This window comes from Paraglaciecola sp. L1A13, assembly GCF_009796745.1.
In the GTDB taxonomy this organism is placed as follows: Bacteria; Pseudomonadota; Gammaproteobacteria; order Enterobacterales; family Alteromonadaceae; genus Paraglaciecola.
Map to the genome: position 1 here is coordinate 3,394,462 of NZ_CP047024.1, position 26,060 is coordinate 3,420,521.

The 26,060-nt window shown below is 42.2% G+C and carries 16 protein-coding genes; 5 read left to right on the top strand and 11 right to left on the bottom strand.

Annotation, left to right across the window (positions count from 1 at the left end; all coding sequences use genetic code 11):
* Positions 1 to 15 precede the first annotated feature (15 nt).
* On the bottom strand, positions 16 to 2,076 hold the full coding sequence (locus GQR89_RS14300; RefSeq protein WP_158770659.1) for an NADPH-dependent 2,4-dienoyl-CoA reductase: 2,061 nt from the start codon (positions 2,074 to 2,076) through the stop codon (positions 16 to 18).
* Positions 2,077 to 2,109: 33 nt separating this feature from the next.
* Complete coding sequence (locus GQR89_RS14305) at positions 2,110 to 2,970, bottom strand: crotonase/enoyl-CoA hydratase family protein (RefSeq protein ID WP_158770660.1); 861 nt, start codon at positions 2,968 to 2,970, stop codon at positions 2,110 to 2,112.
* A 151-nt stretch (positions 2,971 to 3,121) separates the two neighbouring features.
* Here GQR89_RS14305 and GQR89_RS14310 point away from each other — a divergent pair, with 151 nt between their 5' ends.
* On the top strand, positions 3,122 to 3,757 hold the full coding sequence (locus GQR89_RS14310; protein ID WP_158770661.1) for a TetR/AcrR family transcriptional regulator: 636 nt from the start codon (positions 3,122 to 3,124) through the stop codon (positions 3,755 to 3,757).
* Between the two features lie 24 nt (positions 3,758 to 3,781).
* Here the strand turns inward: GQR89_RS14310 and GQR89_RS14315 are convergent, their stop codons facing one another.
* From GQR89_RS14315 to GQR89_RS14330, 4 genes are all read right to left on the bottom strand, one after another.
* A complete protein-coding gene (locus tag GQR89_RS14315) occupies positions 3,782 to 5,302 on the bottom strand; it encodes an AMP-binding protein (RefSeq protein ID WP_158770662.1) in 1,521 nt (506 codons plus the stop codon).
* A 652-nt stretch (positions 5,303 to 5,954) separates the two neighbouring features.
* Positions 5,955 to 6,596, bottom strand: coding sequence for a hypothetical protein (locus tag GQR89_RS14320; protein ID WP_199271329.1), 642 nt, complete (start codon positions 6,594 to 6,596; stop codon positions 5,955 to 5,957).
* 3,833 nt (positions 6,597 to 10,429) lie between these two features.
* A complete protein-coding gene (gene gshA, locus GQR89_RS14325; protein ID WP_158770663.1) occupies positions 10,430 to 12,025 on the bottom strand; it encodes a glutamate--cysteine ligase in 1,596 nt (531 codons plus the stop codon).
* 104 nt (positions 12,026 to 12,129) lie between these two features.
* Complete coding sequence (locus GQR89_RS14330; RefSeq protein ID WP_158770664.1) at positions 12,130 to 15,006, bottom strand: pitrilysin family protein; 2,877 nt, start codon at positions 15,004 to 15,006, stop codon at positions 12,130 to 12,132.
* Positions 15,007 to 15,112: 106 nt separating this feature from the next.
* Here GQR89_RS14330 and GQR89_RS14335 point away from each other — a divergent pair, with 106 nt between their 5' ends.
* Genes GQR89_RS14335 through GQR89_RS14345 form a run of 3 tightly spaced genes read left to right on the top strand, consistent with a single transcriptional unit; the run spans position 15,113 to position 17,297 of the window.
* Positions 15,113 to 15,676 (top strand): Hpt domain-containing protein, encoded by a 564-nt coding sequence (locus GQR89_RS14335; protein WP_158770665.1) that lies wholly within the window; start codon positions 15,113 to 15,115, stop codon positions 15,674 to 15,676.
* Positions 15,636 to 16,379, top strand: coding sequence for a TIGR01621 family pseudouridine synthase (locus tag GQR89_RS14340; protein WP_158770666.1), 744 nt, complete (start codon positions 15,636 to 15,638; stop codon positions 16,377 to 16,379). The genes GQR89_RS14335 and GQR89_RS14340 overlap by 41 nt, the downstream gene beginning before the upstream one ends.
* A 6-nt stretch (positions 16,380 to 16,385) precedes the next feature.
* The gene (locus tag GQR89_RS14345) at positions 16,386 to 17,297 is read left to right on the top strand and encodes a ketopantoate reductase family protein (RefSeq protein WP_158770667.1); all 912 of its coding nucleotides are present in this window, start codon (positions 16,386 to 16,388) and stop codon (positions 17,295 to 17,297) included.
* A gap of 114 nt (positions 17,298 to 17,411) precedes the next feature.
* Here the strand turns inward: GQR89_RS14345 and lysS are convergent, their stop codons facing one another.
* From lysS to prfC, 4 genes are all read right to left on the bottom strand, one after another.
* Positions 17,412 to 18,965, bottom strand: coding sequence for a lysine--tRNA ligase (lysS, locus tag GQR89_RS14350; protein ID WP_158770668.1), 1,554 nt, complete (start codon positions 18,963 to 18,965; stop codon positions 17,412 to 17,414).
* A 44-nt stretch (positions 18,966 to 19,009) separates the two neighbouring features.
* A protein-coding gene (prfB, locus tag GQR89_RS14355) for a peptide chain release factor 2 (protein WP_158770669.1) occupies positions 19,010 to 20,108 on the bottom strand; the annotation gives its coding sequence in 2 pieces (ribosomal slippage) (positions 19,010 to 20,032 and positions 20,034 to 20,108; 1,098 coding nt in all).
* A 187-nt stretch (positions 20,109 to 20,295) separates the two neighbouring features.
* Positions 20,296 to 22,032, bottom strand: coding sequence for an arginine--tRNA ligase (gene argS / locus GQR89_RS14360; RefSeq protein WP_158770670.1), 1,737 nt, complete (start codon positions 22,030 to 22,032; stop codon positions 20,296 to 20,298).
* Between the two features lie 78 nt (positions 22,033 to 22,110).
* On the bottom strand, positions 22,111 to 23,697 hold the full coding sequence (gene prfC, locus GQR89_RS14365) for a peptide chain release factor 3 (RefSeq protein WP_158770671.1): 1,587 nt from the start codon (positions 23,695 to 23,697) through the stop codon (positions 22,111 to 22,113).
* Positions 23,698 to 24,272: 575 nt separating this feature from the next.
* Here prfC and GQR89_RS14370 point away from each other — a divergent pair.
* Positions 24,273 to 24,518, top strand: a complete 246-nt coding sequence (locus GQR89_RS14370) for a YdcH family protein (protein WP_158770672.1) — start codon at positions 24,273 to 24,275, stop codon at positions 24,516 to 24,518.
* A gap of 299 nt (positions 24,519 to 24,817) precedes the next feature.
* On the opposite strand, the gene GQR89_RS14375 is transcribed toward GQR89_RS14370, so the two are convergent.
* On the bottom strand, positions 24,818 to 25,630 hold the full coding sequence (locus GQR89_RS14375; protein WP_158770673.1) for an SDR family NAD(P)-dependent oxidoreductase: 813 nt from the start codon (positions 25,628 to 25,630) through the stop codon (positions 24,818 to 24,820).
* Positions 25,631 to 26,060: the final 430 nt, after the last annotated feature.

Consider the following 26,060-nt stretch of genomic DNA (forward strand, 5'->3'; position numbering starts at 1 on the left):
TACTCTATTTTTGTACTACAACTGTGCAGCTAAGCGCATACCTTGGTCAATGGCACGTTTAGCATCAAGTTCAGCTGCGACATCCGCGCCACCAATTAAATGATAAGGCTTGGTAAGCCCTTCTATTAATTCGCGTAAGGGCTCTTGTCCCGCACAAATGATGACGTTGTCAACGTCCAGTACCTGAACCTCGTCATTAACTTTAATATGAATGCCCTGATCATCAATTTTAAGGTATTCACAGCCCGCAATCATGCTCACGCCTTTGCTTAACAAGCCAACGCGATGTGCCCAGCCTGTCGTTTTACCTAGGCCAGCTCCGACCTTAGTGGTTTTACGTTGCAACAAGAAAATTTCTCTTGGTGATTTAGTTGGTTGAGCTTTCATGCCTTCAATACCACCTCGAGATGAGAAGGTCATATCTATGCCCCACTCTTTCATAAAGGCGGGAATATTCAGGCTTGTTGATTCGCCTGAATGCGATAAGAACTCAGAAACATCAAATCCGATACCTCCCGCGCCAATAACAGCCACCTTCTTGCCAACAGGTTTATGAGATTTAATAACATCGATATAGTTCATCACTTTAGGATGATCAATACCTTCAATAGGCGGAGTACGAGGTTCAATGCCTGTGGCCACAATCACTTCATCAAAATCACTATCATTTAAATCACTGGCGCTAACGCGCGTATTTAATTTAACCGTGACATTGTGTAACTCTAACTGACGTTTAAAGTAACGGATGGTTTCGAAAAATTCTTCTTTACCGGGTACTTGCTTAGCAATATTAAATTGTCCGCCAAGCTCATCAGTTGAATCAAATAAAGTCACTATATGGCCACGCTCAGCTGCTGTTTTAGCCGCAGAAAGACCAGCAGGACCCGCACCAATAACAGCAATTCGCTTAGGATCCTGTGTTGGTAAAATGCTCAACTCAGTTTCATGGCAAGCACGAGGATTAACTAAACAACTGGTCATCTTTCCTTCAAATACGTGATCAAGGCAGGCTTGGTTACAACCGATACAGGTATTAATTTCGTCAGAGCGGTTTTCAATAGCTTTAATCACAAAATCAGGATCAGCCAAGAAAGGTCTTGCCATTGATATCATATCGGCATCGCCACGGGCCAAAACTTGCTCAGCCACTTCAGGAGTATTGATACGATTAGAGGTGATCACCGGAATCGACAAAGACTGACGGAATTTCGCCGTTACCCAAGTAAATGCTGCCCGAGGTACCTTAGTAGCAATAGTTGGAATGCGTGCTTCATGCCAACCAATACCTGTGTTTATAATCGTTGCACCCGCTTTTTCAATGGCTTGACCTAACTCTACGACTTCATCGTAAGTTGAGCCGCCTTCAACCAAATCTAGCATTGATAAACGATAGATGATAATGAACTTTTCACCCACAGCCTCGCGTACTCTACGCACAACTTCTAATGGCAATTTGATGCGATTTTCGTAACTGCCACCCCATTGGTCATCACGTTGATTGGTACGCGCGGCAATAAACTGATTCAAGAAGTAACCTTCAGAGCCCATGATTTCGACGCCGTCATACCCTGCCTTTTGCGCCTGAGTTGAGGTAAATATAAAATCTTCTATTTGTTTTTCAATACCATCATTATCCAAGGCTTTAGGCTTAAATGGATTAATTGGTGCTTGGACAGCAGAAGGTGCAACTAAATTAGGGTTGTAGGCATAGCGGCCAGTATGCAGGATTTGCATACATATTTTAGCGCCTTCTTTATGCACGGCATCCGTGATCATCTTATGATTAGCCACTTCAGCATCGTTACTTAAACGCTTAGTATTCTGATGTGTCGCGCCTTCATCATTGGGTCCTATACCGCCCGTTACGATAAGGCCTACACCACCTCGGGCACGCTCTGCAAAATATGCTGCCATACGCTCATGGCCATTGGCTGCCTCTTCAAGGCCTGTGTGCATCGAGCCCATCAACACACGGTTTTTTAAAGTAGTAAAGCCTAAGTCTAGAGGTTTCAGTAAATTCGGATAAACGCTAGCGCCTGCCGCGTTTGTTGTTGCTGTTGCTGTTGCTGTTGTCATATTACAGGTCCTGTATTGTTCTTTTATGTGCGCTTATTTACGCTGCATACCACTTATTTTTTTAAGTAATTCTTCATAGACGGGTTTACGACGCTCTTTGGCTGCCGTCATCGCTTCTTGAATATCAGGCATTTGAAACATGCCGGTTTGCCAAGTAGCCATATAGTTCAGCGCGTCAGCGACCGTGTGGTCTCGAGTATAGTTAATCATTTCTTTACAACCTGCGACGGCAAGAGGCGAATGGCCAGCGATTTGAGCGGCTATTTGCATTACGCCTTCGAGCAAACTTGCCTGATCAGCGAACACTTGATTAACCAATCCACATTCTTTTGCTTCTACCGCCCCCATATTACGACCGGTATAAGCCAACTCGCGGACCAAGCCTTGTGGTATAAGATGAGGTAAACGTTGTAATGTACCAACATCTGCCGTCATACCGATTTCAGTTTCTTTAATCGTAAAAAACGTATCCTCAGTACAGTAACGACTGTCTGCTGCACACACCATGTCTACAGCACCACCAATCACGCCACCTTGCATAGCGACAAGCACTGGCATACGTACTGATTCTAAAGCATTAAAACTGTCTTGAAGCTCGAGGACCATGCGACGCATGCGCTCACCCCGACGAGCAGGTTCCCCCGTAAAGTCCTTACCCATTTGAGTAAAAACTGACAAATCCATGCCTGCACTGAAGTGCTTTCCTTGTGAGGAAATAACAATGACACGAGCAGCAGACTGCTCATCAATTTTACGAACTGTAGCAGGCAGCTCATGCCAAAAAATTGGGATCATGCTGTTCAATGCTTCAGGACGAGACAATTGAATATGAGCGATATGTTGGTCAATACTGACACTCAAGGTTTCCAATTTTGAAAAATCTAAATCAGACATTTTATTCTCCATTTATTACGGATTTCAGGACGCTAATTAACGTGTCTCCTACTAATACAAACCGACTACACGCCCATCAGCACTCAAACTAGACAACGTCAAGATAAAGTCTTATTTTGACGCTGTCAAGATATGTGCTAAATTCCAGCACATGCAAAAAAAATCATCTAAAAAAATCATTAAAAAATCAGCCACTACGAAGAGCAGCTATCATCATGGTGATCTGCGTTCAAGCTTATTAGAAGCAGCCAAGGCCATGCTTAGCGACGGCGGAATCGAGGGCTTATCACTGCGTAAGCTAGCGGATCGTGTTGGGGTATCTCGCACGGCCCCCTATCATCATTTCAAAGATAAAAATGAATTGCTTTGCGCCATTGCCGAAGAAGGTTTTGAACATTGGCATAACAACGCAGAGCGCATTTTTTCTCAAGCGGGCCTGACAACAAAACAAAAATACCATCAGTTTTTTCAAGGCTACATTGGTTATGCAGCAGAGAACCCTGAGATGTACGACCTAATGTTTGGTCGCACTATATGGAAACAAAACAGTGCCACCAACGATTTACGTGATATCGCCTATCCGAGTTTTCAACGTCAAGTGGAGATGACCAAGAAATGGCAGGAACAAGGCTTAATGCCCGCCGAAGAGGACACCCTTCGTCTTGCTCAGGTCACTTGGGGCACCATGCACGGCATTGCCCGTTTATTAATTGACGGAATATATGCAGACCGCAATCATATTGATGAAATGTGCGCTTGCGCCGTAAACCTTTTTACCAGAGAGTAAACTCCGTCGGGCTACTGACCTCCATCAAACATAAGCCGCTTTCAAACGCTGCTTAAATATTTTTCCGCTGTCTTCTCTAGGCAATGCCGGGTGTATGTCTAGCTTTTTAGGCCACTTAAAGCGGGCTAGTTTTCCCTCTAAAAAGATTGCCACGTCTTCGATAGACACGGTTTCACCTTCAGCGCATTGAACGGCAGCAACAATCTTTTCGCCAAACTCGGGATGGGGTACACCGAAAATGGCACAATCAACTATTTGTGGCATTTCGATAAGCACAGCTTCGATTTCTGCAGGGAAAATATTTGCTCCCCCCGAAATGATCATGTCTTTCTTGCGATCATTAATAAATAGGTATCCGTCATCATCTAAATACCCCACATCACCTAAGGTAGTGTGGTTTTGATAATGCAGACCCTCAATCGTCCCTTCGGTATTGGTATATTCGAATGGGCCAAACATAGGAAGATGCACATATATAGAGCCTGATTCGCCAGTAGGCAGAGGCTGCATATCATCGTCGAGTATAATAATAGTACCGCCTGATATCGCTTTACCCACAGAACCAGGCTTCTGTGCTGCCTCCGTAGAGGATATTAAGGTCATAAAACCTAATTCACTCGCTCCATAGGATTCATAGAAGATAGGCCCAAACCATTCGATCATTCCTTGTTTAACGTCTACGGGCCAAGATGAGCCCGTTGACAAAGCGTACCGTAAACTTGATATGTCGTATTTATCACGCACACTCTGAGGTAACTTCAATAAGCGGATCATCATAGTCGGTACTATATAAGTATGGGTAATTTGATGCTTTTGCACATCAGCTAAGAAACGCTCAGGATCAAATTTTGGTTCAATAAACACTTCTATATTTTCTGCCGCTAAGCAACTTAACGTCAAAGCATGGGGTGCGCTGTGATAAAGCGGCGCCGAAATATAGAAGCGATCGCCATTGTCGAGCTGCATTAACGCTTTTGCCAGCCCCGCAAACACAGTGTACGGATCGGGCCTCTGTTCATTATATTCTCGTTTAATTCCCTTTGGTTTTCCGGTACTACCGGATGTATATAAGAACATGCCTCTAAATCGCTGAGGTGGCGTATCGATAGCATCTTTATCTGCTAGTAGTTGCTGCAGGTCCTCCCAACTTGATGACATTGGAGTGTCTGCGTTATCCTGCACAGAATATCGTTCTTTAATGATGTCAGGTGTGTTGATAACGATGGTTGCTAGGCTTTCGGGCAATGGTTCAACAAATCGTGCGAGTAAATCACTGTGTCCTATCAGCATCTTCGCCCCACTGTCGACAATGATAGGCATCAACTCCGCCTGTGTGTTGTGCCAGTTTAGAGTAACGTAATATGCCCCTACGTAACGGCATGCTTCAACAACCTCGTACAATGTGGTGTCATTTCTAAGGAGTATGGCAACCACATCCCCGGTAGCTACGCCTTTGCTTCGAAATATATGAGCTAATTTCTTCGCTCTATCCATCATATCGTCACGCTTAGTTTGTGCGCCGCTCAAATAGAAATGTCCTGACATGTACCTACTCCTTAGCTTCGTTTTTTAGTGAAGTATGTTCGATTGAACATGCTCGATAAAACACCACTTTGCGTTTGAGAATAACTCAAGCAAGAGTCAGTCATGCATCAGAATTATATATGCACTGTTATTTCTATTATGAATAATGCCTTAGACGTTACCTGAGTAGCGACTATAGGAAGACAGGAATGACTAAAGTGTTTTGAATAAGACATGGATCTGATTTAGAAAATATATCACTGTGGATACCAGTAACCTGCCATACCCTACCCGCCCTGGAAGATTTCTATACGAATAGCAAACCATGTTAGTGCAGTAAGTGCGAGCCTGCCTTTTCGATGTATTTAACTCAGAACTTGCGAATTTTATGCTTCAATAAGTGCTTCACCATTCCTAGGACATATAGGTAGTTTACAAAGTAAAAACTGACGCATATTACCGATTAAAGCTAAAGAGAGAGCTACACATAAAGAGGAGGTGCCATATACTCTTGGGTTTTAGCTGTAAAATGGAGGGAACGATTTTGAATAGGCTAGATTAATTGCATACAGCTCTGTTGATTTATAGCTAGATCGTTGAAACCCCAAAGCAGAGGGCATTTTAGTTGTTGCCCCTGAAAGCAAAATCACGCGCCGCATCAAGATGATGCTGTCTACGTAAACAGGCGCATAAACCAGCCTTTTTCTAATTCATCTCTGCAACCTTTAAGCTGTGTCGCGTAACGTAAAGAACGGGCTTTTACCGTTTTAGCGACTCTTTGCAGCCAACGTTTCTTGTGGTGGCTCTTACGTTTATAACCGCCCCAGCCTTCGTGGTAATTTAGATATTGCGCTTCTGCATCCCATTTCGATACACGGTTAATTTTATGAGTCTTACTAATAAACCACCCCATAAAATCCATAGCGTCGTCAAAGTCTTCTCGATCAGCCCAACTATTTCCCGTTTCTCGCTTGTAATCCGCCCAAGTTGGCGTTTTTGCTTGCGAATAACCGTAAGCACTGCTTACGCGCCCCCAGGGTATCAAACCAAAAAACACATAATCTTTTGGCGGTAGCGCATCAGCTCTAAATGAGCTTTCTTGATACATCATTGCCATAGGCACATGCATAGGTACGCCCCACTTGTCGCTCATTTCATCGGCCGTATCAAACCAATGGCGCTTCTCGAGAAAGATTTCACAAATATTACTGATATTTTTAGGGGGCGTTGTCGTGCACCCACCAAGCCACGTTACCAATAAAAGTATCAGTGAAATACGACCAACGAATGGATATGTAGATAAATTGCGAGACATACGTCACTCTCGTCTATGGTTCGAATAAATGGTTTCGCGATGTCTTACCTCGCGATCTGGATGAGCAATACTAACCTGTTCGACTGGAATATGGTAAGTTTGTGTATAAATTCACCCAAAAAAATTTGCCGAATTTAATCGGCGAGTAACGTCATTCACGGCTAATTTTACAAATCTGTTTATTAAACGGAACTAATAATTAAGTGCTGAGTCATATTTAATGTGTGTTTTAATTTTTGTGTGTTTCCGAATAAACGTTTAGTTTAGCCCAGCTCTTTAGCTGGGCTTTTTTTTGCCCGTAATTGGCTAAGAACAACGAGGTATTTTCATCACCAATCAGTGTGGTCTGCATGTCATGCGGATCACTCAACTACTTATTTCATAGCCATAATTAACTAATTCACTTTTTTTAATTTATGTGTGAACTTAATGGCATATGACCCGGTCATATCTAGCGTGTGTTTTAATTTATGTGTGTTCCAAAAAGACTTTTAGCCCAGCTCTTTAGCTGGGCTTTTTTTTGCCCGTGATTTACTGATAATTTTGATGTGGTTACGTTACCAAGCACTAGGGTATTCCTAATATGAAGCTCAATCGAACGGCTGATTTATGCTCATGACTTACTCATTCACTTTTTTTTCATTAATATGTGAACTTAATCAGCTATGACCCGGTCATATCTAGCGTGTGTTTTAGTTTATGTGTGTTTCCTGAATATACTGTTAGCCCAGCTCTTTAGCTGGGCTTTTTTTTGCCCGTGATTTACTGATAATTTTGATGTGGTTACGTTACCAAGAACTAGGGTATTCCTAATATGAAGCTCAATCGAACGGCTGATTGATGCTCATGACTTACTCATTCACTTTTTTTAATTTATGTGTGAACTTAATGGTATATGACCCGGTCATATCTAGCGTGTGTTTTAATTTATGTGTGTTTCCAAAAAGACTTTTGGCCCAGCTCTTTAGCTGGGCTTTTTTTTGCCCGTGATTTACTGATAATTTTGATGTGGTTACGTTACCAAGAACTAGGGTATTCCTAATATGAAGCTCAATCGAACGGCTGATAGATACTTATGACTTACTCATTCACTTTTTTTTCATTAATATGTGAACTTAATCAGCTATGACGCGGTCATATTTAGCGTGTGTTTTAGTTTATGTGTGTTTCCAAAAAAACTTTTAGCCCAGCTCTTTAGCTGGGCTTTTTTTTGCCCGTGATTTACTGATAATTTTGATGTGGTTACGTTACCAAGAACTAGGGTATTCCTAATATGAAGCTCAATCGAACGGCTGATTGATACTTATGACTTACTCATTCACTTTTTTTCATTAATATGTGAACTTAATCAGCTATGACCCGGTCATATCTAGCGTGTGTTTTAGTTTATGTGTGTTTCCAAAAAAACTTTTAGCCCAGCTCTTTAGCTGGGCTTTTTTTTGCCCGTAAATTGCTACGAACGACAAGGTCTTTTCATCACGAACCAGTGTGGTATCTATGTCATATAGATCACTCAACTACTTATTTCATAGCCATAATTAACTAATTCACTTTTTTTAATTTATGTGTGAACTTAATGGTATATGACCCGGTCATATCTAGCGTGTGTTTTAATTTATGTGTGTTTCCAAAAAGACTTTTAGCCCAGCTCTTTAGCTGGGCTTTTTTTTGCCCGTAAATTGCTACGAACGACAAGGTCTTTTCATCACGAACCAGTGTGGTATCTATGTCATATAGATCACTCAACTACTTATTTCATAGCCATAATTAACTAATTCACTTTTTTTAATTTATGTGTGAACTTAATGGTATATGACCCGGTCATATCTAGCGTGTGTTTTAATTTATGTGTGTTTCCAAAAAGACTTTTAGCCCAGCTCTTTAGCCGGGCTTTTTTTTGCCCGTGATTGGCTACGAACAACAAGGTATTTTCATCACCAATCAGTTTGGTATCCATTCCATATAGATCACTCGACTACGTTTTCGTAGCGATAATGAAATAATTTATTTTTTTGCACTTATAAGTGAACTTAATGGCATATGACTCGGTCATATCTAGCGTGTGTTTTAGTTTATGTGTGTTTCCAAAAAGACTTTTAGCCCAGCTTTTTAGCTGGGCTTTTTTTTGCCCGTAATTAGCTGCGTACGACAAGGGATTTTCGTCTCCAATCAGTTTGGTATCCATGCCATATAGATCACTCGACTACGCTTTCGTAGCGATAATGAAATAATTTATTTTTTTTGCACTTATAAGTGAACTTAATGGCATATGACCCGGTCATATCTAGCGTGTGTTTTAGTTTATGTGTGTTTCCAAAAAGACTTTTAGCCCAGCTTTTTAGCTGGGCTTTTTTTTGCCCGTAATTAGCTGCGTACGACAAGGGATTTTCGTCTCCAACCAGTGTGGTCTCCATCTCATATGGATCACTCGATCCACTCATTTTATAGCAATGATTAACTAATTCATTTTTTTGCATTTGTAAGTGAACTTAATCAGGTATGACACGGTCATACCTAGCGTGTGTTTTAGTTTATGTGTGTTTCCAAAAAAACTTTTAGCCCAGCTCTTTAGCTGGGCTTTTTTTTGCCCGTGATTGGCTACGAACAACAAGGTATTTTCATCACCAATCAGTTTGATATCCATCTCATATGGATCACTCGATCCACTCATTTTATAGCAATGATTAACTAATTCATTTTTTTGCATTTGTAACTGAACTTAATCAGGTATGACACGGTCATATTTAGCGTGTGTTTTAGTTTATGTGTGTTTCCAAAAAAACTTTTAGCCCAGCTCTTTAGCTGGGCTTTTTTTGCCCGAGATTTACTGATGATTTTTGATTTAGTTACGTCACCAAGGACTAGGGTATTCCTAATATGAAGATCAATCGAACGGCTGATTTAAGCTCATGACTTACTCATTCACTTTTTTCATTAATATGTGAACTTAATCAGGTATGACGCGGTCATATTTAGCGTGTGTTTTAGTTTATGTGTGTTTCCAAAAAGACTTTTAGCCCAGCTCTCTAGCTGGGCTTTTTTTTGCCCATAAATTGCTGCGAGCTACAGCATTTTTTCCTCACCAAGCATGTTGTGTTCCTATACTGTAGAGCCATCGAACGCATCATTATTTACCCATGGCTCACGCATTCTTTTTTTTGCATTAATATGTGAACTTAATCAGGTATAAAACGGTCATAATTAGCGTGTGTTTTAGTTTATGTGTGTTTCCAAAAGACTTTTAGCCCAGCTCTTTAGCTGGGCTTTTTTTTGCGTTAATAACAGACCTCATAAACATTTTTACCGCAGTCATAAAAACTCGGATATAGACAAAAACGTATTGTCGATCAGATGGTTAAAAAGTACACCTAAAGAAATTTCCGTATATTTTTATCCCATTATCAAAAACTTTAGCCGCATCTCTATCTTTCCTGTAAGCGAAATATCTAATATTATCGATCTGCTAAAGCCAGATATACTATGACCAGTATTAACGCTAATGACGTCGGAACATTATGAACATGTTGCGTGCCCATGGACGGGACATTTGAGTATTAACTGGACCGACGTTGTTTAGAACAAAGTGGTTACATCAGCCGAACAATTAATTCGATATTGTGTGCCGCTCGATGTCGGTTTAAGTTCAGGAAATGTGCCTAAATTGGTCTTGGGTATAGAGCGAAATGCTAGGCAGTCTGTTTTGAAGGAAAAGTGAGAAATCAGTTACGTACGTACACCAGTGGTATCTAAAACGGGTACCCGGCGGTCAAACGAAAAAATGCCGCTCACCTTAAGTGAACGGCATTAGGTAACATCATGATAAACAAGTTTATTTAGAATTTATCAAATTGATAGGTAAAGTAGTCGGTTAAGAATTTATCAAAACTGACGATATCAGACTGTTCAATCTGATGCTGGGCATCTAAAGAACTAAGCGCATGCTTACGAAGCATATCAGCATCAAAAAACTGATATTTTTCCTCACTCAAGCTTTGCTTATAACGTGCTGCCAATTCAATACCTAAGGCTCCGTTGTCTTGATTTTTGCTCAATAATGTCTCAAGGATCTTAGCTGAAGGCGTCAACTCAGGATTAAGTATCTTCTGCCATTCATGCTCAACTGCCAAACTATATTCGGCAACGTCTACGTTAGAATCAAGTATTTTGGCAACTTGCCGCATACCAGTGAATAATTCTGTAGCCCATTCAGCCATCGGTATCGATTGGCCACCTTTAGACAAGGTTAGAGCCGGATCACGGCCGTGATCGACCACAGCTCGAAGATTGGACTCAGTTTCTCGATAAGAATCCGACGTCATATCTGCGCTTGGCATCACTAAACAATATAATAAAAACGCATCGAGAAAGAAAAACTGATTCCGCTCAATACCTAATTCGCTAAAGGGGTTTACATCTAATGCTCTGACCTCGATATATTCAACACCACGAGCATTCAACGCATCCGTAGGCTTTTCCAAAGGTTTAGTGGGTTGTTTTGGACGTATCGGTGAGTAAAGCTCATTCTCAATTTGCAGCACATTACTGTTGAGTTGCTGATAATGTCCGTCTTTTTTAGTGGCATATTTTTCAAAAATTTCAGATGGAGTACTAATAGCTTTACGCAATGAAGCAATATAAGTATCTACTTGGTTGTAACACGTCATCAAACCGGATTGAGCACTGTTTGTATACCCCAAGTCGCTCATACGCAAAGAAGTAGCATACGGTAAGTATAAAGACCCTTTTCCGATAGTTTTAAAAGGTAGAGTGGTGGTTTTACCCTTAATAAACGAACTACATAAAGCCGGTGACGCACCATATAAATATGGGATTAACCAACAGAAACGGCGATAGTTCCTGATAAGTGCAAAATAAGCAGCTGACTTAGTATCCTTGTTATTTTCAGTTCCTTCGACCTTATTGAGCCATAACTGCCAGAAGTCATCTGGCAAAGAATAGTTGAAATGCACACCAGCAATTGCTTGCATCATACTACCGTAACGGTTCTTTAGTCCCTCTCGATACAAGCTTTTCATTTTGCCAACATTGGATTTTCCAAACTGGGCAATCGGGATTTCGCTTTGATCATCAATGTAGCAAGGCATACTCATAGGCCATAAACATTCGTCACCTATGTTTGCTAAAGCAAATTTATGTACGTCACGTAATTGACCTATGGTTTTATCCACATCCCGCTCTGGGGGAGTAATAAACTCCAAAAGCGACTCTGAAAAATCGGTAGTGATATACTCATGTGTCAACGCAGCGCCTAACTTTTCGTTGTGGGGCGTTTGGGCTAACTTACCATTAGGTTGAATACGCAGCGCTTCGCGTTCTATTCCGTGGTTTATTCCTACCAGCGTCGAGGCAAGATCGTCACCTGCTAAAATAGCTAAACGCTCGCTAAAATCTTTATCTAATGTCTGCAAAATAAATTCCAATATAGTCAGCAACCCTCAGTAGATGGGGAGCCTTAATGTTTTTTCAAGGAATATAGACCCGCGCTGAACGTTTTTTCACTCAGCGCTCAACCTTAATATTCAACGGTTAAGTCAACGATTTCCCGACCGATACCTGCTAATTGAGTGCGAATAACACTCGCATCTCCCACTACCACAATTTGCATCGAGTTGGGATCCAGCACTTTAGCCGCCAGTGCATTTAGCTCACTTTTACTGATGTTGTTTATAATGTTAGTTTGCGTCGCTCTGTACGACTTATCTAGATTATACGTTAATAAATGCCGTAAAAACCCCGCTTTACTAGCAGGAGTTTCATACTCCAGCGCATCACCTTGGGTAAATGCATTGCGCATTAATTCTAGCTCAACCTGTGTCATGCCTTTGTCGTGATAAACGCTTATCTCGTTAAGCATCTCTTGTATGCCATCGGCGGTATTTTCTTGTTTTAAATCAGCGCTAGCATCAAACCAACCTAAAGTTTTCCCTCCAATAAAACCTGTAGATGCCCCATATGTATAGCCTTTATCTTCACGTAAATTGAGGTTAATTCGACTGCTAAAAACACCACCTAACGCAAAATTCATTAATTTACTTCTAAATTGTTCACCGGTCGCATCGTAGGGTAAATAACGTTTAAAAACGGTTACCACTGACTGCTTAGCACCCGGTTTATCAACCAAGTAAAGCACTGGCTTGCCTGTATCTGGAAATTTCGCATAGTCTTTTATCTCATAGGGCTTAGGAGACCAGCCGCTTAAAAAAGCCAACGATTCCTGTAGTGCTTTTGGTTCAATATCACCGACCACTACCACGTTCGCTTTTGCTGGGGAGTAATAATTATGATAATAGGTTTTGATATCATCCAAAGTAATGTTATCTAAGGTTTGTAGCGTGCCTGAGTCTGGTAAGCTAACTCGGTTGTCTTTTCCAAATAGCAATTCACTCACAGCCCTGCTCGCTAACACCGATGGATTTTTAACTTGCTGTTGAAGTGACTGAGCCGTACGTTGTTTTAGACGCAGAAAATCGCTCTCTAAAAAGGCGGGATGAAATAGTTTCTTGTTTAACAAGGCCAACGTTGCATCAAGGCTACGGGTTAAACTGCTTACGCGTACAGTCGTATAACGGCCGTTAGCGTCAAAATGAATACTGCTACCTAACAAAGCAAGCTGATTAGCCATCTCTTCGTTTGTATAGCCTTGGGTCGTTTCATTCATCATTTGTGCGGTTAGCGAAGCCAAGCCCGCTTTATCAATAGGATCGAGTAAGGGACCGCCTTCCATATTGAAGCTAATTGACACCGTAGGCGTTTCTTTACTGTCCAAGGTTACTAGGGTTAAACCATTATCGAAGGTCTTTTTTGCAAAGTCCGGCACGTCCACCACAGGTGAAGGACCCGCTGATGGTTGCACACTACGCTCAAAGTCATCCACAATTGCTGCTTGTTCAATATGTTCTTTTACTGTACTAAGATCATCCAATTTACGAGCTGGTGGAGTAAAGTTTGCCGCTTTTGCTGCAAGCTCTGTATGACCTTTTGGTACTATGCTTAAAACAACACTGGGTTTGCTTTTGATATAGCGCTTATATACCCGCATCACATCCTCTGCAGTAACGGCATTGTATCGGTCAAGGTCATATTGCACCATGTCAGGCTCGTCATCGAACGTCTGATTGGAGGCTAAAGTTGATACCTTACCTGACACACTTTGTAAGCCAAAAATAGTTGATGACTCGATCCCTATTTTAGTACGATTTAGGTCATCTTCACTGACGCCTCGCGCTTCAAATTCTGCGAGAGTTTGCTCAAATCGCTTATATATCTCCGACAGATTAGTGCTGTTTTGTGGATTAGCCAAGGCAATAAGTTGGAATTCGCAGGCCAACTCTTGGCATGGATGTGACACCAATGCTTGCACGGCATAACCATCTTTAACCAAGTTTTTATAAAATAATGATGTTTTACCTGAGCCTAATATATTAGACAATACATCCAATGGCGCTTCATCTTCATGACGCACATATACAGTCGGGTACGTTACTTGTAACAACGGTAAATGTACTTCATCTTCTAACGTAACGTAGCGGGTCTCATCTAGGCTGACCAATTCTTTTTTAGCGTTATCTACCACTGGACCAGACGGAATAGGACCAAAGTATTTATTTGCCCATCTAAGTACTTGCTCAGGTTGAATATCACCGCCAATCGTTAATACCGCATTATTGGGTCCGTACCAGCGTTTAAAGAACGCTTTCAAATCGTCTACGTTAACGCGATTTAAATCTTCAATATATCCGATGGTTGACCAAGAATAAGGATGGCCTACTGGATACAAGGCCTCTGAGTTACGCTCACTGCGCAATCCATATGGTTGGTTGTCGTAGCTCTGCCCACGTTCGTTTTTCACTGTTTCACGTTGAATCTCAAACTTTTCTTGGGTAACCGAGTCAAGTATGAATCCCATACGATCTGCTTCCAACCACAGCATTTTCTCTAGCTGATTGGCCGGTACAGTTTCAAAGTAATTTGTGCGATCTGAATTGGTGGTACCATTCATATTACCGCCAGCTTCGGTCACAATCTTAATATGTTCGTCGTCAGCAACGTTTTTCGAGCCTTGAAACATCATATGCTCAAAAAAATGAGCGAATCCTGACTTACCTACCTCTTCACGCGCAGAGCCCACATGGTAGGTCACATCAACGCGTACTAACGGATCTGAATGGTCCTCATGCAGAACCACCGTTAAGCCATTTTCTAAGCGATACTTTTTATATGGAATGCTGACGCTATTTGGGCTCGCCGAATGCTCAGCAATCAAGGTTACCCCTGAAGGTAAGTTCGAGCTCAACGGTTGTGTCACCGTATTGGTAGGTTGACATGCGACGAGAACGCCAGTAATTGCCGATAATATAAGGATTTTTTTTACCACAGGAAACTTGCCCATTGATTTACACTAGACTATTAGTCTACCCTTTCAGTCACAATAAAGTCACTCAGCTTATACTGTTTGAATTCACGTTAAATCACATTCTATTCGAAGGATCTAGTGAATGAATCAAGACCCCGTAATTTTCGACAAGGACTTTGCATTGCGCCAATTCAGTGGCAATGAGAGCTTATTAGTTAAAATGCTTGGTAAATTTGCGGAGCAATATACTGACGTAGAACAATCTCTGGTCAGTGATATTCGCTTACAAAATTTAGATGCGGTACGCCAACAAGTTCACACGATTAAAGGCGTTAGTGGCAATTTAGGAATGAATGCACTTCACCAAGCCAGTCGTGACTTTGAAGCGTATATCAAAAGCGAGTCCCCGGAAAATATTGATTCAACAACTTATCTTGCAGTGCTTATGCAAACACTTGCCACTGTAAATCAATATACGCAATCTACAATATCCAATAATAATGTGGTGTCGTCCAGTGCAACGGAAAAGAGTAATCCAAAAGGCAAACAAGAATTGCTCACGGCGTTAAAAAGAAACGAATTTATTACGCCCAACAAATTAGAGCAATATATACGTGACTGCGCATTAGATAGCGCCACTGAGGCATCTCTGCTCAGCGCTATTGATGATTTGGACTATCCAGCAGCGATTGCACTGCTTGAGTAATCCGAACTTCCCCATAATCGAAATCGTTTTTGAGCACGCCGATTTTCTTGTTATTAACAAGCCTGCTGGCGTGAGCGTACAGAATGAGCAAGATGCCTCCGGTATTTTGCCCATTATCTGTGGGCAATTATCTATTGATAAACTTTGGTTGGTGCATCGTTTAGACAAAGTGACCTCAGGCTTACTTATTTTGGCTAAACATGCTCAAGCCGCGAGCACGTTAGGCAAGCTATTCGAAACGCGCAAAATAGAAAAGTACTACCTTGCCCTTGGCCCCGCCAAACCCAAAAAGAAACAGGGCACCATCAGCGGTGCAATGAAAAAAATACGTGATGGTAAATGGGCCTTAAGCAAAGATGGTACAGCCGTCGCCACAACACAGTTTTTTAGCAAGAGTGTCTCCCCGGGTATCAGGCTGTATTTGCTTAAACCCTTAACCGGTAAAACGCATCAGTTGCGGGTAATGCTAAAGAGCTTAGGCAGTCCCATTTTAGGCGATAGTTTGTATAAAGGTTCAGAGCATGACAGAACGTATTTACATGCCTACAGTTTGCGGTTTTGCTACCAAACTCAAGAAATTGGTATCTGTTGCTCTCCCACTAGCGGTGAACTGTTTAATACGGAAGCCTGTCAAAAGGCGCTCGAAGAGTACACTCAACCTTGGTCGCAAAATTGGCCAACTAAAACTGCGCATAAGGGTTAGCGATCAGTGAAATTGGCTATTGTTGGCAACGGCGCCATAGGTAATTTGCTCGCGCTTAAATGCCATATTCAACAACAAGAATTTAGCCTTGTCACGCGCACGCAACAAGCATTTACATTAGTTGCCACTGATATCCTTCAACGCGCTCACAATATTCAAATCCAACCGTCAACGTTCAGTCAATTAAACAACGCTGATATTATTGTATTGCCTGTCAAGGCTTATCAGATTGCGGATACCGTTGCAGAGTTAAAACCACATCTATGTGCTGAACAAACGTTGGTGTTATTACATAATGGAATGGGCGTAATAGAAGCGGTAAAAACATTACTACCCAATAACCCAATTATTGCAGCCACCACCAGCCATGCGGCTTACAAACCCAGTACCACTACCATGTTCGAAACAGGTTTAGGCATGTGTCACTTAGGATATATCGCCCGAGGACAAAACTCGGCGGCCCCCCTGATTAGCAATGACACCAACCGAGATGCATTACTAACGTCACTACTAACACCCTGTTGCTGGCATGCCGATATTGAACAAGCGCTGTGGGATAAACTGGCCATAAATGCGGTTATCAACCCATTGACAGCATTGCATCAAATTAAAAATGGCCAATTAGCGCAATCTCAATATAACGCTATCATTGGGGAGATCTGTTTAGAGACTGCAAACGTTATGACTGCCTGCGGTTTTAGCGCTGAAGCGGGCATACTCATAGATAGGGTAAAACAAGTCATTGAGGCCACCAGCGTAAACTATTCGTCTATGTATCAAGACATAGCACACAAGCGCCAATCTGAAATCGTCTTCATCAATGGCTATATCTGCCAGCAAGCTCAAATTCATGGCATAAACGTACCAGTGAATCAGAATTTACTTAAGCGCATCACGGCGTTAGAAGCACATTATTAACGACACTTTAGATGCATAAATCTAAGCCCATGGAAGCATGAAACTGCAGACATAAAAAAAGCGCCTATGCTAAGCGCTTTTTAAGGTTAAAAATGGTGTACATTCAAAGGCTGATTATTCAGCCTTTTCTGCACTGACTTCCGGCTTCATATGCGGAAATAAGATTACGTCTTTAATAGTAGGGCTGTCAGTGAATAACATCACTAAACGGTCAATACCAATACCTTCACCCGCTGTAGGTGGTAATCCATACTCAAGGGCACGAATGTAATCGTCATCAAAATGCATGGCTTCATCGTCACCAGCATCTTTCTCGGCCACTTGCTTACGGAATCGCGCAGCTTGGTCTTCAGAGTCATTTAACTCAGAGAAACCGTTAGCTAGTTCACGACCGCCTACGAAAAACTCAAAACGATCAGTTACGAAATGGTTGTCATCATTTCGGCGCGCAAGAGGCGAAACTTCCCATGGATATGCCGTAATAAATGTAGGTTGATCAAGCTGCTCTTCAGCAGTAGCTTCGAATATTTCACACAAGTACTTACCCGCGCCCCAAATTCCATCTACTTCAGGCTCCTTGATGTGCAACTGCTTAGCCATCACTTTAAGCTCATCAAGATGTGCTTCAGGATCATTAATTGCGGCAACGTTCGCTTCAGGCCAGTATTTTATGACCGCTTCGCTCATCGTTAAGCGTTCAAATGGCTGATCGAAGTCATAGGTTTTCTCTTCGATAACATTACCTTCAATGTCCTTGATGGTATTTTTAACAATGGCCGTGCCCAGTACGTCATTTGCAACCGTACGTAGCATTTCCTCTGTCAAGTTCATCAAATCATGGTAGTCCGCGTAGGCCTGATAAAACTCAAGCATTGTGAACTCAGGATTATGCCGAGTCGATAAACCTTCGTTACGGAAGTTACGATTAATTTCGAATACACGTTCAAAACCGCCAACCACTAAACGTTTCAGGTAAAGCTCTGGTGCGATACGTAGGTACATGTCTATGTCTAACGCGTTATGGTGCGTCGTAAACGGCTTAGCTGTTGCTCCACCAGGGATAACCTGCAACATCGGCGTTTCCACTTCCATAAACTTACGTTCACTTAAGAAGTTACGAATACCGGTTACGATTTTGCTGCGGATCATAAAAGTTTCGCGAGTTTGTTGATTGGTGATCAAATCAACATAACGTTGGCGGTACTTAGTTTCTTGATCAGCCAAGCCGTGGAACTTTTCAGGTAAGGGACGCAAAGACTTGGTCAACAGTTGGTATTCATTCATGTTGACGTATAAGTCGCCTTTACCGGACTTATGCAGTTCACCTTTAACACCAATGATGTCACCGATGTCTAAGCTGGTGTAACGCTCTTTAATATCCTTTTGCGTATCTTTGGAGGCATACGCTTGAATGCGACCAGTCATGTCTTGCAATAACAAGAATGGCCCACGCTTAGCAAGAATACGACCAGCAATGCTGACAATTTTACCTAGTTCTTCTAGGGCTGCTTTTTCGTGCTCGCCGAATTCAGCTTGTAGATCTTCACTATAAAATTCACGACGAAAGGTATTGGGAAAGCCGTTTGATTTACAGTTTTCACGTATCTGCGAAAGTTTAGTGCGGCGCTCAGCTATGAGCTTGTTTTCATCTTGGTGCTGTTCGGTCATCGACTTTCCTGATTTCTAGTAGCTGTAAATTAATGTGGGTTTACTTACAATCCAGATTTTAAGCTGGCTTGTATAAATTTGTCCAAATCACCGTCTAACACGGCTTGAGTGTTACGTGTTTCCACGCCTGTACGTAAGTCTTTAATCCGTGAATCATCTAATACATAAGAGCGGATTTGGCTGCCCCAGCCGATATCTGACTTACTGTCTTCCATGGTCTGTTTTTCTTCGTTTTGCTTTTGCATCTCAAATTCATACAGTTTTGCTTTTAGCTGCTTCATCGCTTGGGCTTTATTTTTATGTTGTGAACGGTCATTTTGACACTGCACAACAATATTCGTTGGTTCGTGAGTAATACGCACCGCAGAATCGGTTCTGTTTACGTGCTGCCCACCTGCGCCAGACGCGCGGTAAGTATCAATTCGTAAATCAGAGGGATCAATATCAATTTCAATATCATCGTCAATCTCTGGATAAGCAAATACAGAAGCAAATGAGGTATGGCGACGACTACCAGAATCAAACGGTGATTTACGAACGAGTCGGTGAACACCGGTCTCTGTGCGCAACCAACCAAAAGCATATTCACCTTCAAAACGTATAGTGGCACTTTTTATTCCAGCAACATCACCATCTGACAATTCAATTAATTCTGTTTTAAAACCGTGGGCTTCCCCCCAACGAAGGTACATACGCAATAGCATGTTAGCCCAATCTTGCGCTTCAGTACCGCCGGAACCAGATTGAATATCGATGTAACCGTCATTTGCATCGTTCGGACCGCTAAACATACGTCTGAATTCAAGTTTCTCGAGCTGGCTAACAAGCTCAGCCAAATCTTTTTCAGCTTCATCTAAGGTTTCTTGATCGCTTTCTTCTACAGCTAGTTCTAAAAGCTCTTCAACGTCAATACAACCTTGCTCAAGCAATACTATGGTATTAACAATCTGTTCTAAGGCGACTTTTTCTTTGCCTAGGGCTTGAGCACGCTCAGGATCGTTCCACACATCAGGGTTTTCTAATTCGCGGTTAACTTCCTCGAGGCGTTCACTCCTTTGATCGTAGTCAAAGATACCCCCGAAGTGATGCACTGCGTTGCTTTACATCACTAATTGTATTTAGTATTGGATTGATTTCGAACATAAATCTTAACATTGTCATAGCGGTTGAATGGCGGCGGATTTTACCGGATTTTATCCCTTAATGACAGATCTCAGCCCCTAGGAAGCAAAAAATCAGCGTAAACGAAGGCAGTCTCGTTATCTTCTTAAACAAAACACCCGCAAAATAGCGGGTGTGAATAACGTTACAGCAAATTTTTACCCCTAAATCACATGCGATCCATGGTTTCTATACCTAATAGCCCCAACCCTGATTGCAATGTCTTAGCGGTCAGTGCAGCTAGCGTCATACGGCTGTCACGAACGTCTTGTGCTATGCCATCTTTTAACATCGGACATGCTTCGTAAAAACTCATAAATAAGCTAGCAAGTTCATAAAGGTAGGTACACAACACATGAGGTGTGCCCTCAGCAATCACTTGATTGATGGCTTCAACATATTGTAATTGCTTCACCGCAAGTAATTTTTCTTGAGAGGCGTCCAACGTAATGGGCGCATTTAGCGTTAAATGATCCACGCCGGCTTTACGAAAAATACTCATAACTCGAGTATAGGCGTATTGCAAATAAGGTGCGGTGTTACCTTCAAAGCTCAGCATACTGTCCCAGCTAAACATATAGTCAGTGGTACGATTTTTACTCAAATCTGCATACTTTACAGCGCCTATACCAATTTTATTGGCCAGTACTTTTAGCGCTTGTGCGCTTAAATCGGTTTCGCGTTTACTCAATAGGGCTTCAGCCCGCTCGACCGCCTCATCTAGTAATTCAACGAGTTTAACTGTTCCCCCTGTACGAGTTTTAAACGGACGGCCATCGTTACCCAACATCATGCCAAACGGGCAATGCTCATAAGTCTGTTCTGGTGCAATAAAACCCGCTTTACGGGCAACAATCTCAGTTTGCTTAAAATGTAGTGCTTGTCGTGCATCAGTCATAATAAGGGTACGATCTGCATGCAAGGTACCGCAGCGATGACGTATAGCGGCTAAATCCGTAGTGGCATATAGGTAACCCCCGCCAGATTTTTGCACGATGTAAGCAGCAGGATTACCTTCTTTATCTGCTAATTCAGGTATAAATACTACTTGAGCACCTTGGCTTTTTACCGCCAATCCTTTCGCCTGAAGTTCGCGAACCACATTCGCCAAATCATCGTTGTAAGCACTTTCGCCCATGATGTCATCACGGGTAAGGCTGACATTTAATTTGTGATAAACCTCTTCACTGTGTGTGATAGAGACGTCAATAAAGTTCTGCCATAGCGCCAAGCAATGACTGTCACCGCCCTGCAGTTTAACTACGTAGTCACGTGCCCTATCAGCGAAGCCTTCTTCTTCGTCAAAACGCACTTTGGCTTCGCGGTAAAAATCTTCTAAGTCAGAAAGTGCCGTTTCAGCCACTTGATCCGCTTGAAGTTTGTCATTTAGGTGCGCAAGCAGCATCCCAAACTGTGTGCCCCAGTCGCCCATATGATTTTGGCGGATGACGTTGTGTCCCATGAACTCCAGCGCTTTAACCACTGCATCACCAATAATCGTGGTGCGCAAATGGCCCACATGCATTTCTTTGGCTAAGTTGGGCGATGAGTAATCCACCACCACGGTTTTACTCGGCTGAGCTTCTATATTCAAACGCGTATCTGCTGCTGCATTAGCAAGTTGACCAGCCAGCCACGGTTTACTTAAATAAATATTGATAAAGCCTGGGCCTGCCACTTCAAGCTTCTCGGCGATACCATCAAGCTGAACCGCTTCAACGATTTTTTCAGCAATATCTCTCGGCTTGAGCTTAAGTACTTTAGCTAGCGCCATAGCACCATTAAATTGGTAGTCGCCGAACCCCACACGTGTTGCACGACTAAGGGGCGCAGGGGAGTTTTCAGGGGCGCCAATGGCCGCCAAGGCAGCACTAAATTTGTTCAATAATAGGGTATGTAAATTCATATTTTTAAAGCCAATAACCGTACTTGTTGAGCACATATATAAATGTGTATTGAAGGGGACATTTTGTCCCAGCATCTATTAATGTTCGCGTGTTTGATGAAACTCTATATCAGGATAGCGCTCTTGCGCTAACGACAAATTCACCATAGTGGGGGCGATATAGGTTAGATTGTCTCCACCATCGAGGGCAAGATTAGCTTCTGCTTTACGTTGAAACTCATCGACTTTTCGCTCATCTTTACCATATATCCAACGGGCAGTGGCGACGTTGATATGTTCGTATATAGCGTCCACGTTGTATTCACCTTTAAGACGTGCAACCACCACATCAAACTGCAATACGCCCACAGCACCAACGATCAAATCATTGTTTTGCAGTGGTCTAAACACCTGTACCGCGCCCTCTTCTGAAAGTTGAATAAGGCCTTTAAGCAATTGTTTTTGTTTTAGTGGATCCCGTAGGCGGATGCGTTTAAACAATTCAGGCGCAAAGTTGGGTATACCAGCGAAACGAAACTTTTCACCAGAGGTAAATGTATCCCCAATTTGAATTGAACCGTGGTTATGTAAACCAATAATATCGCCTGCATACGCTTCTTCTAGCACTTCGCGGTCACCAGCAAAAAACGTTAACGCGTCAGAAATACGCACGTCTTTTCCGATACGGCTTTGATGCATCTTCATACCTTTCTGATATTTACCCGACACGATGCGGCAAAAAGCAATTCGGTCTCGATGTTTAGGATCCATGTTGGCTTGAATTTTAAACACAAAGCCACTGAATTTATCATCCTTAGCTTCAACTTTACCTAGATCTGTTTCTCGCCCTTGTGGCGACGGAGCCCATTCAACTAGTCCGTCAAGCATATGGTCAACGCCAAAGTTACCCATAGCGGTGCCAAAGAAAACGGGCGTGAGTTCACCGGCAATAAATTCTTCCAAATTAAATTCGTGGGATGCGCCCTTAACCAGCTCCAACATTTCACGTAACTCATCGGCGTAAATGCCAACAGCCGTATCCAACTCAGGATTGTCTAGCCCTTTAATCACTCGCCTCGGCTGAATGGTATGCCCTTGACCGGTGCTATATAAGACGGTTTCATCACGCAGTAAGTGATATATACCTTTGAATTCCTTCCCCATGCCAATGGGCCAAGTAATGGGGGCACATTTAATGTTTAACACGCTTTCCACTTCATCGAGTAAATCGATAGGATCGCGGGTATCGCGGTCGAGTTTGTTCATAAACGTAATAATAGGGGTATCACGTAAACGTGTGACTTCCATCAACTTAATGGTACGAGCCTCAACACCTTTAGCAGCATCAATCACCATTAAACAGGAATCGACCGCGGTCAAAGTACGGTAAGTATCTTCTGAGAAATCTTCGTGCCCTGGAGTGTCTAATAGGTTAACCAGACATCCTGAATAGGGAAACTGCATAACGGATGTGGTAACGGATATCCCCCGCTCTTTCTCCATTTCCATCCAGTCAGATTTAGCATGCTGGCCTGATTTTTTACCTTTTACGGTACCTGCACGCTGCAGTGCGTTTCCGAATAACAATACTTTTTCTGTGATGGTGGTTTTACCCGCATCCGGGTGAGAAATAATGGCAAAAGTGCGTCTACGTGAGACTTCCTGCGGGATTAAAGCGTTAGACATTTAATAAAATCTTCTCGTGTTTTCACGGTTTTGTATGCACAGGGAGAAGCCATCAATAGCGCTTCAATCTTCAAATCCGTCTTGTTAATCGTAATTGCGCGCTATTTTCGCTGATATTAGACACATAAACAATCAATGCTTGCTTTATCAGTGGCATTTATTCAGATTAAATGACGAAATAGATTTTCATTAGGAAAATTGTGGCTCCAGAGGAGAATAATAAGGGGTCCTCTTTAAATGAAATTAACAAATACTCCCTTACAGATACTAAAAATGGGCTATGTAGCCCCCAAAGGTCAGAGCATTCATCGATTTCTTCCTTGAATATTACGGACAAAAATCTACTAGGAACGTGCATTAGATAATTAGTTATTGCTGCACAAGTTTATAGTTTCCTGAACATGATAGTTATTTCACGTCACCTTGATTGACAAACGGGTCTATCGTCCCTATGTCTTTGGTAGGTAACATTATCGGTTTGAATGAACAAACACCGTTTTGGTATTGAACAGATGCCACTCAACATTCATACATAATTGTATACGACATTTTTTTTAATAAAATAAGGAGTCAACATGTTAGGCGAAAACCACTCACTTAATAGCGATTTCCCCGAGTACAGAGAAGTTATCTCAACTCTTAATAAAAGCGATGCTAAATTTGCTGAGAAGGCAAAGCAGTATGATACGTTAGATAAAGAGATACGAGTATTGGAACTCAAAGATGCCCCGATTGACGATGAAACTATGCATCAAATGAAACATGACCGAGCCATGTTGAAAGATTTGCTCTATCAGCGCTTATTGAGTGAAGACAAATAAGAAAGCTTGTTTAAATATGCTGTGAAGTACCTTTTCCTTAAGGTACTTCAACTTACTCCTTGCATTGCATTGCCAACCACTTTGCTGGGTTATGAAAATTAGTAATAGCCTCTTCAAATACCTATCCTAAAAATCGCCAAAGACCAATTTAAAGACATTATTAATGTTGCGAAACTGCGCGACTCTTGGTCATAGTACTATTATCCAATTATGATTTAAAAAAACACCAACTAAACTTAGTCCCAGAGAAAATACTGCTGTTAGGCTTCGGTTTGAAGCCAAAACCCTTTTTAGAGATCTTACGAATGAGTAATATGCTCAATAACCTTTTCCATGCAGGAAATGACGGCCTGTGTTTTTTCAGCGTTCAGGGCATCGCGATGGGGATTAGCGAATTGCTGGATATCGTTATCATAATATTGGCCTGAGGCTTGCGCGAACTCATCAGATAACGCGGCTCGACTCAGAATGTCCGCGCCGATACGCAAGTCGCCGCCAGCCATACCGTAAGCGTCTCTCACCATTTTGCTCCCTAATAGTGATTTCGGGTTCACAGCAATAATAGAGGGACCCTGCTCAGCAAGTTGCAAGCCTAATTGACGTGACCACATGGTCAGCGCAAGTTTGCTTTGAGCATAGGCTTGTGAATCATCAAGAGGTTGATTGCCTGCCATGGCAGCTAAGCTAACTGGTGCTTGTGCAGCGGATGATACATTCACTACTCGAGAGCCTTTACCAAGCATCGGCAACAGCGCCTTGGTTAAAACGTAAGGCGCGAATGTATTCACCACAAACCTAACATCTAGCCCGTCTTGCGTCATGACTTCAGGCTCGCCGTAAACCCCTGCATTATTAATAAGCGCATCGAGCGCCCCATGCTTCGCTATAATAGCTTGTGCCAACGCCTTCACATCATGAATGTTGGACATATCTGCCACATAAGTCTCACTTTGGCCTGTACCTGTTGCTTCAGTTAACCTAGTTTGAGCATCACGTAACTTACTGCTGTTTCGACCGTGTAAAAGCACTGTATGCCCAACCGACAACAGCATTTTCGCGGTTTCATAACCGATACCATCTGTGGCCCCCGTTACTAAAATTGTTTTATTCATGCTTGTTTATCCTCGTTAGAAATCCACTAATATGTCTTTAGCTACGCGTTTTAACATTGCCGACATAGGTAGTTGGTTCACGCATGTATTGGTACCACAACGATTGCTTGGATATCGTGAATATGCATTCCCATCCTATAAATAATGGGGGTTACTGAAACGGTCATTGGGTCTAAATCCGACGCCCACCGACAATTTCTCGCGTTCAATACGAAGTTAGATTACCACCCAGTTGTTATTCTGATAATCCTCTAGAAATGGAATCAGTTTATGCAAAAAACTGATAATATTCTTATTAAAAATTTGCTAAAAAGCAGAATATTAACCCGTTTACCGACTAGGTTGTAAAAGCATAAAATACTCGGCGTTAAAAAAGTCTACATTCAGTGTTCAGAATCACCAACCCACTATGCTGTATGCCTGATGTAGC

Excerpts from the sequence above, each read along its gene's own strand:
- GQR89_RS14310 (WP_158770661.1), top strand. The coding sequence starts at position 3,122 with ATGCAAAAAAAATCATCTAAAAAAATCATTAAAAAATCAGCCACTACG.
- GQR89_RS14315 (WP_158770662.1), bottom strand. The coding sequence starts at position 5,302 with ATGTCAGGACATTTCTATTTGAGCGGCGCACAAACTAAGCGTGACGAT.
- GQR89_RS14330 (WP_158770664.1), bottom strand. The coding sequence starts at position 15,006 with ATGGGCAAGTTTCCTGTGGTAAAAAAAATCCTTATATTATCGGCAATT.
- lysS (WP_158770668.1), bottom strand. The coding sequence starts at position 18,965 with ATGACCGAACAGCACCAAGATGAAAACAAGCTCATAGCTGAGCGCCGC.
- GQR89_RS14340 (WP_158770666.1), top strand. The coding sequence starts at position 15,636 with ATGATTTGGACTATCCAGCAGCGATTGCACTGCTTGAGTAATCCGAAC.
- prfC (WP_158770671.1), bottom strand. The coding sequence starts at position 23,697 with ATGTCTAACGCTTTAATCCCGCAGGAAGTCTCACGTAGACGCACTTTT.
- GQR89_RS14370 (WP_158770672.1), top strand. The coding sequence starts at position 24,273 with ATGTTAGGCGAAAACCACTCACTTAATAGCGATTTCCCCGAGTACAGA.
- argS (WP_158770670.1), bottom strand. The coding sequence starts at position 22,032 with ATGAATTTACATACCCTATTATTGAACAAATTTAGTGCTGCCTTGGCG.
- GQR89_RS14375 (WP_158770673.1), bottom strand. The coding sequence starts at position 25,630 with ATGAATAAAACAATTTTAGTAACGGGGGCCACAGATGGTATCGGTTAT.
- GQR89_RS14300 (WP_158770659.1), bottom strand. The coding sequence starts at position 2,076 with ATGACAACAGCAACAGCAACAGCAACAACAAACGCGGCAGGCGCTAGC.
- GQR89_RS14305 (WP_158770660.1), bottom strand. The coding sequence starts at position 2,970 with ATGTCTGATTTAGATTTTTCAAAATTGGAAACCTTGAGTGTCAGTATT.
- GQR89_RS14320 (WP_199271329.1), bottom strand. The coding sequence starts at position 6,596 with ATGTCTCGCAATTTATCTACATATCCATTCGTTGGTCGTATTTCACTG.
- GQR89_RS14335 (WP_158770665.1), top strand. The coding sequence starts at position 15,113 with ATGAATCAAGACCCCGTAATTTTCGACAAGGACTTTGCATTGCGCCAA.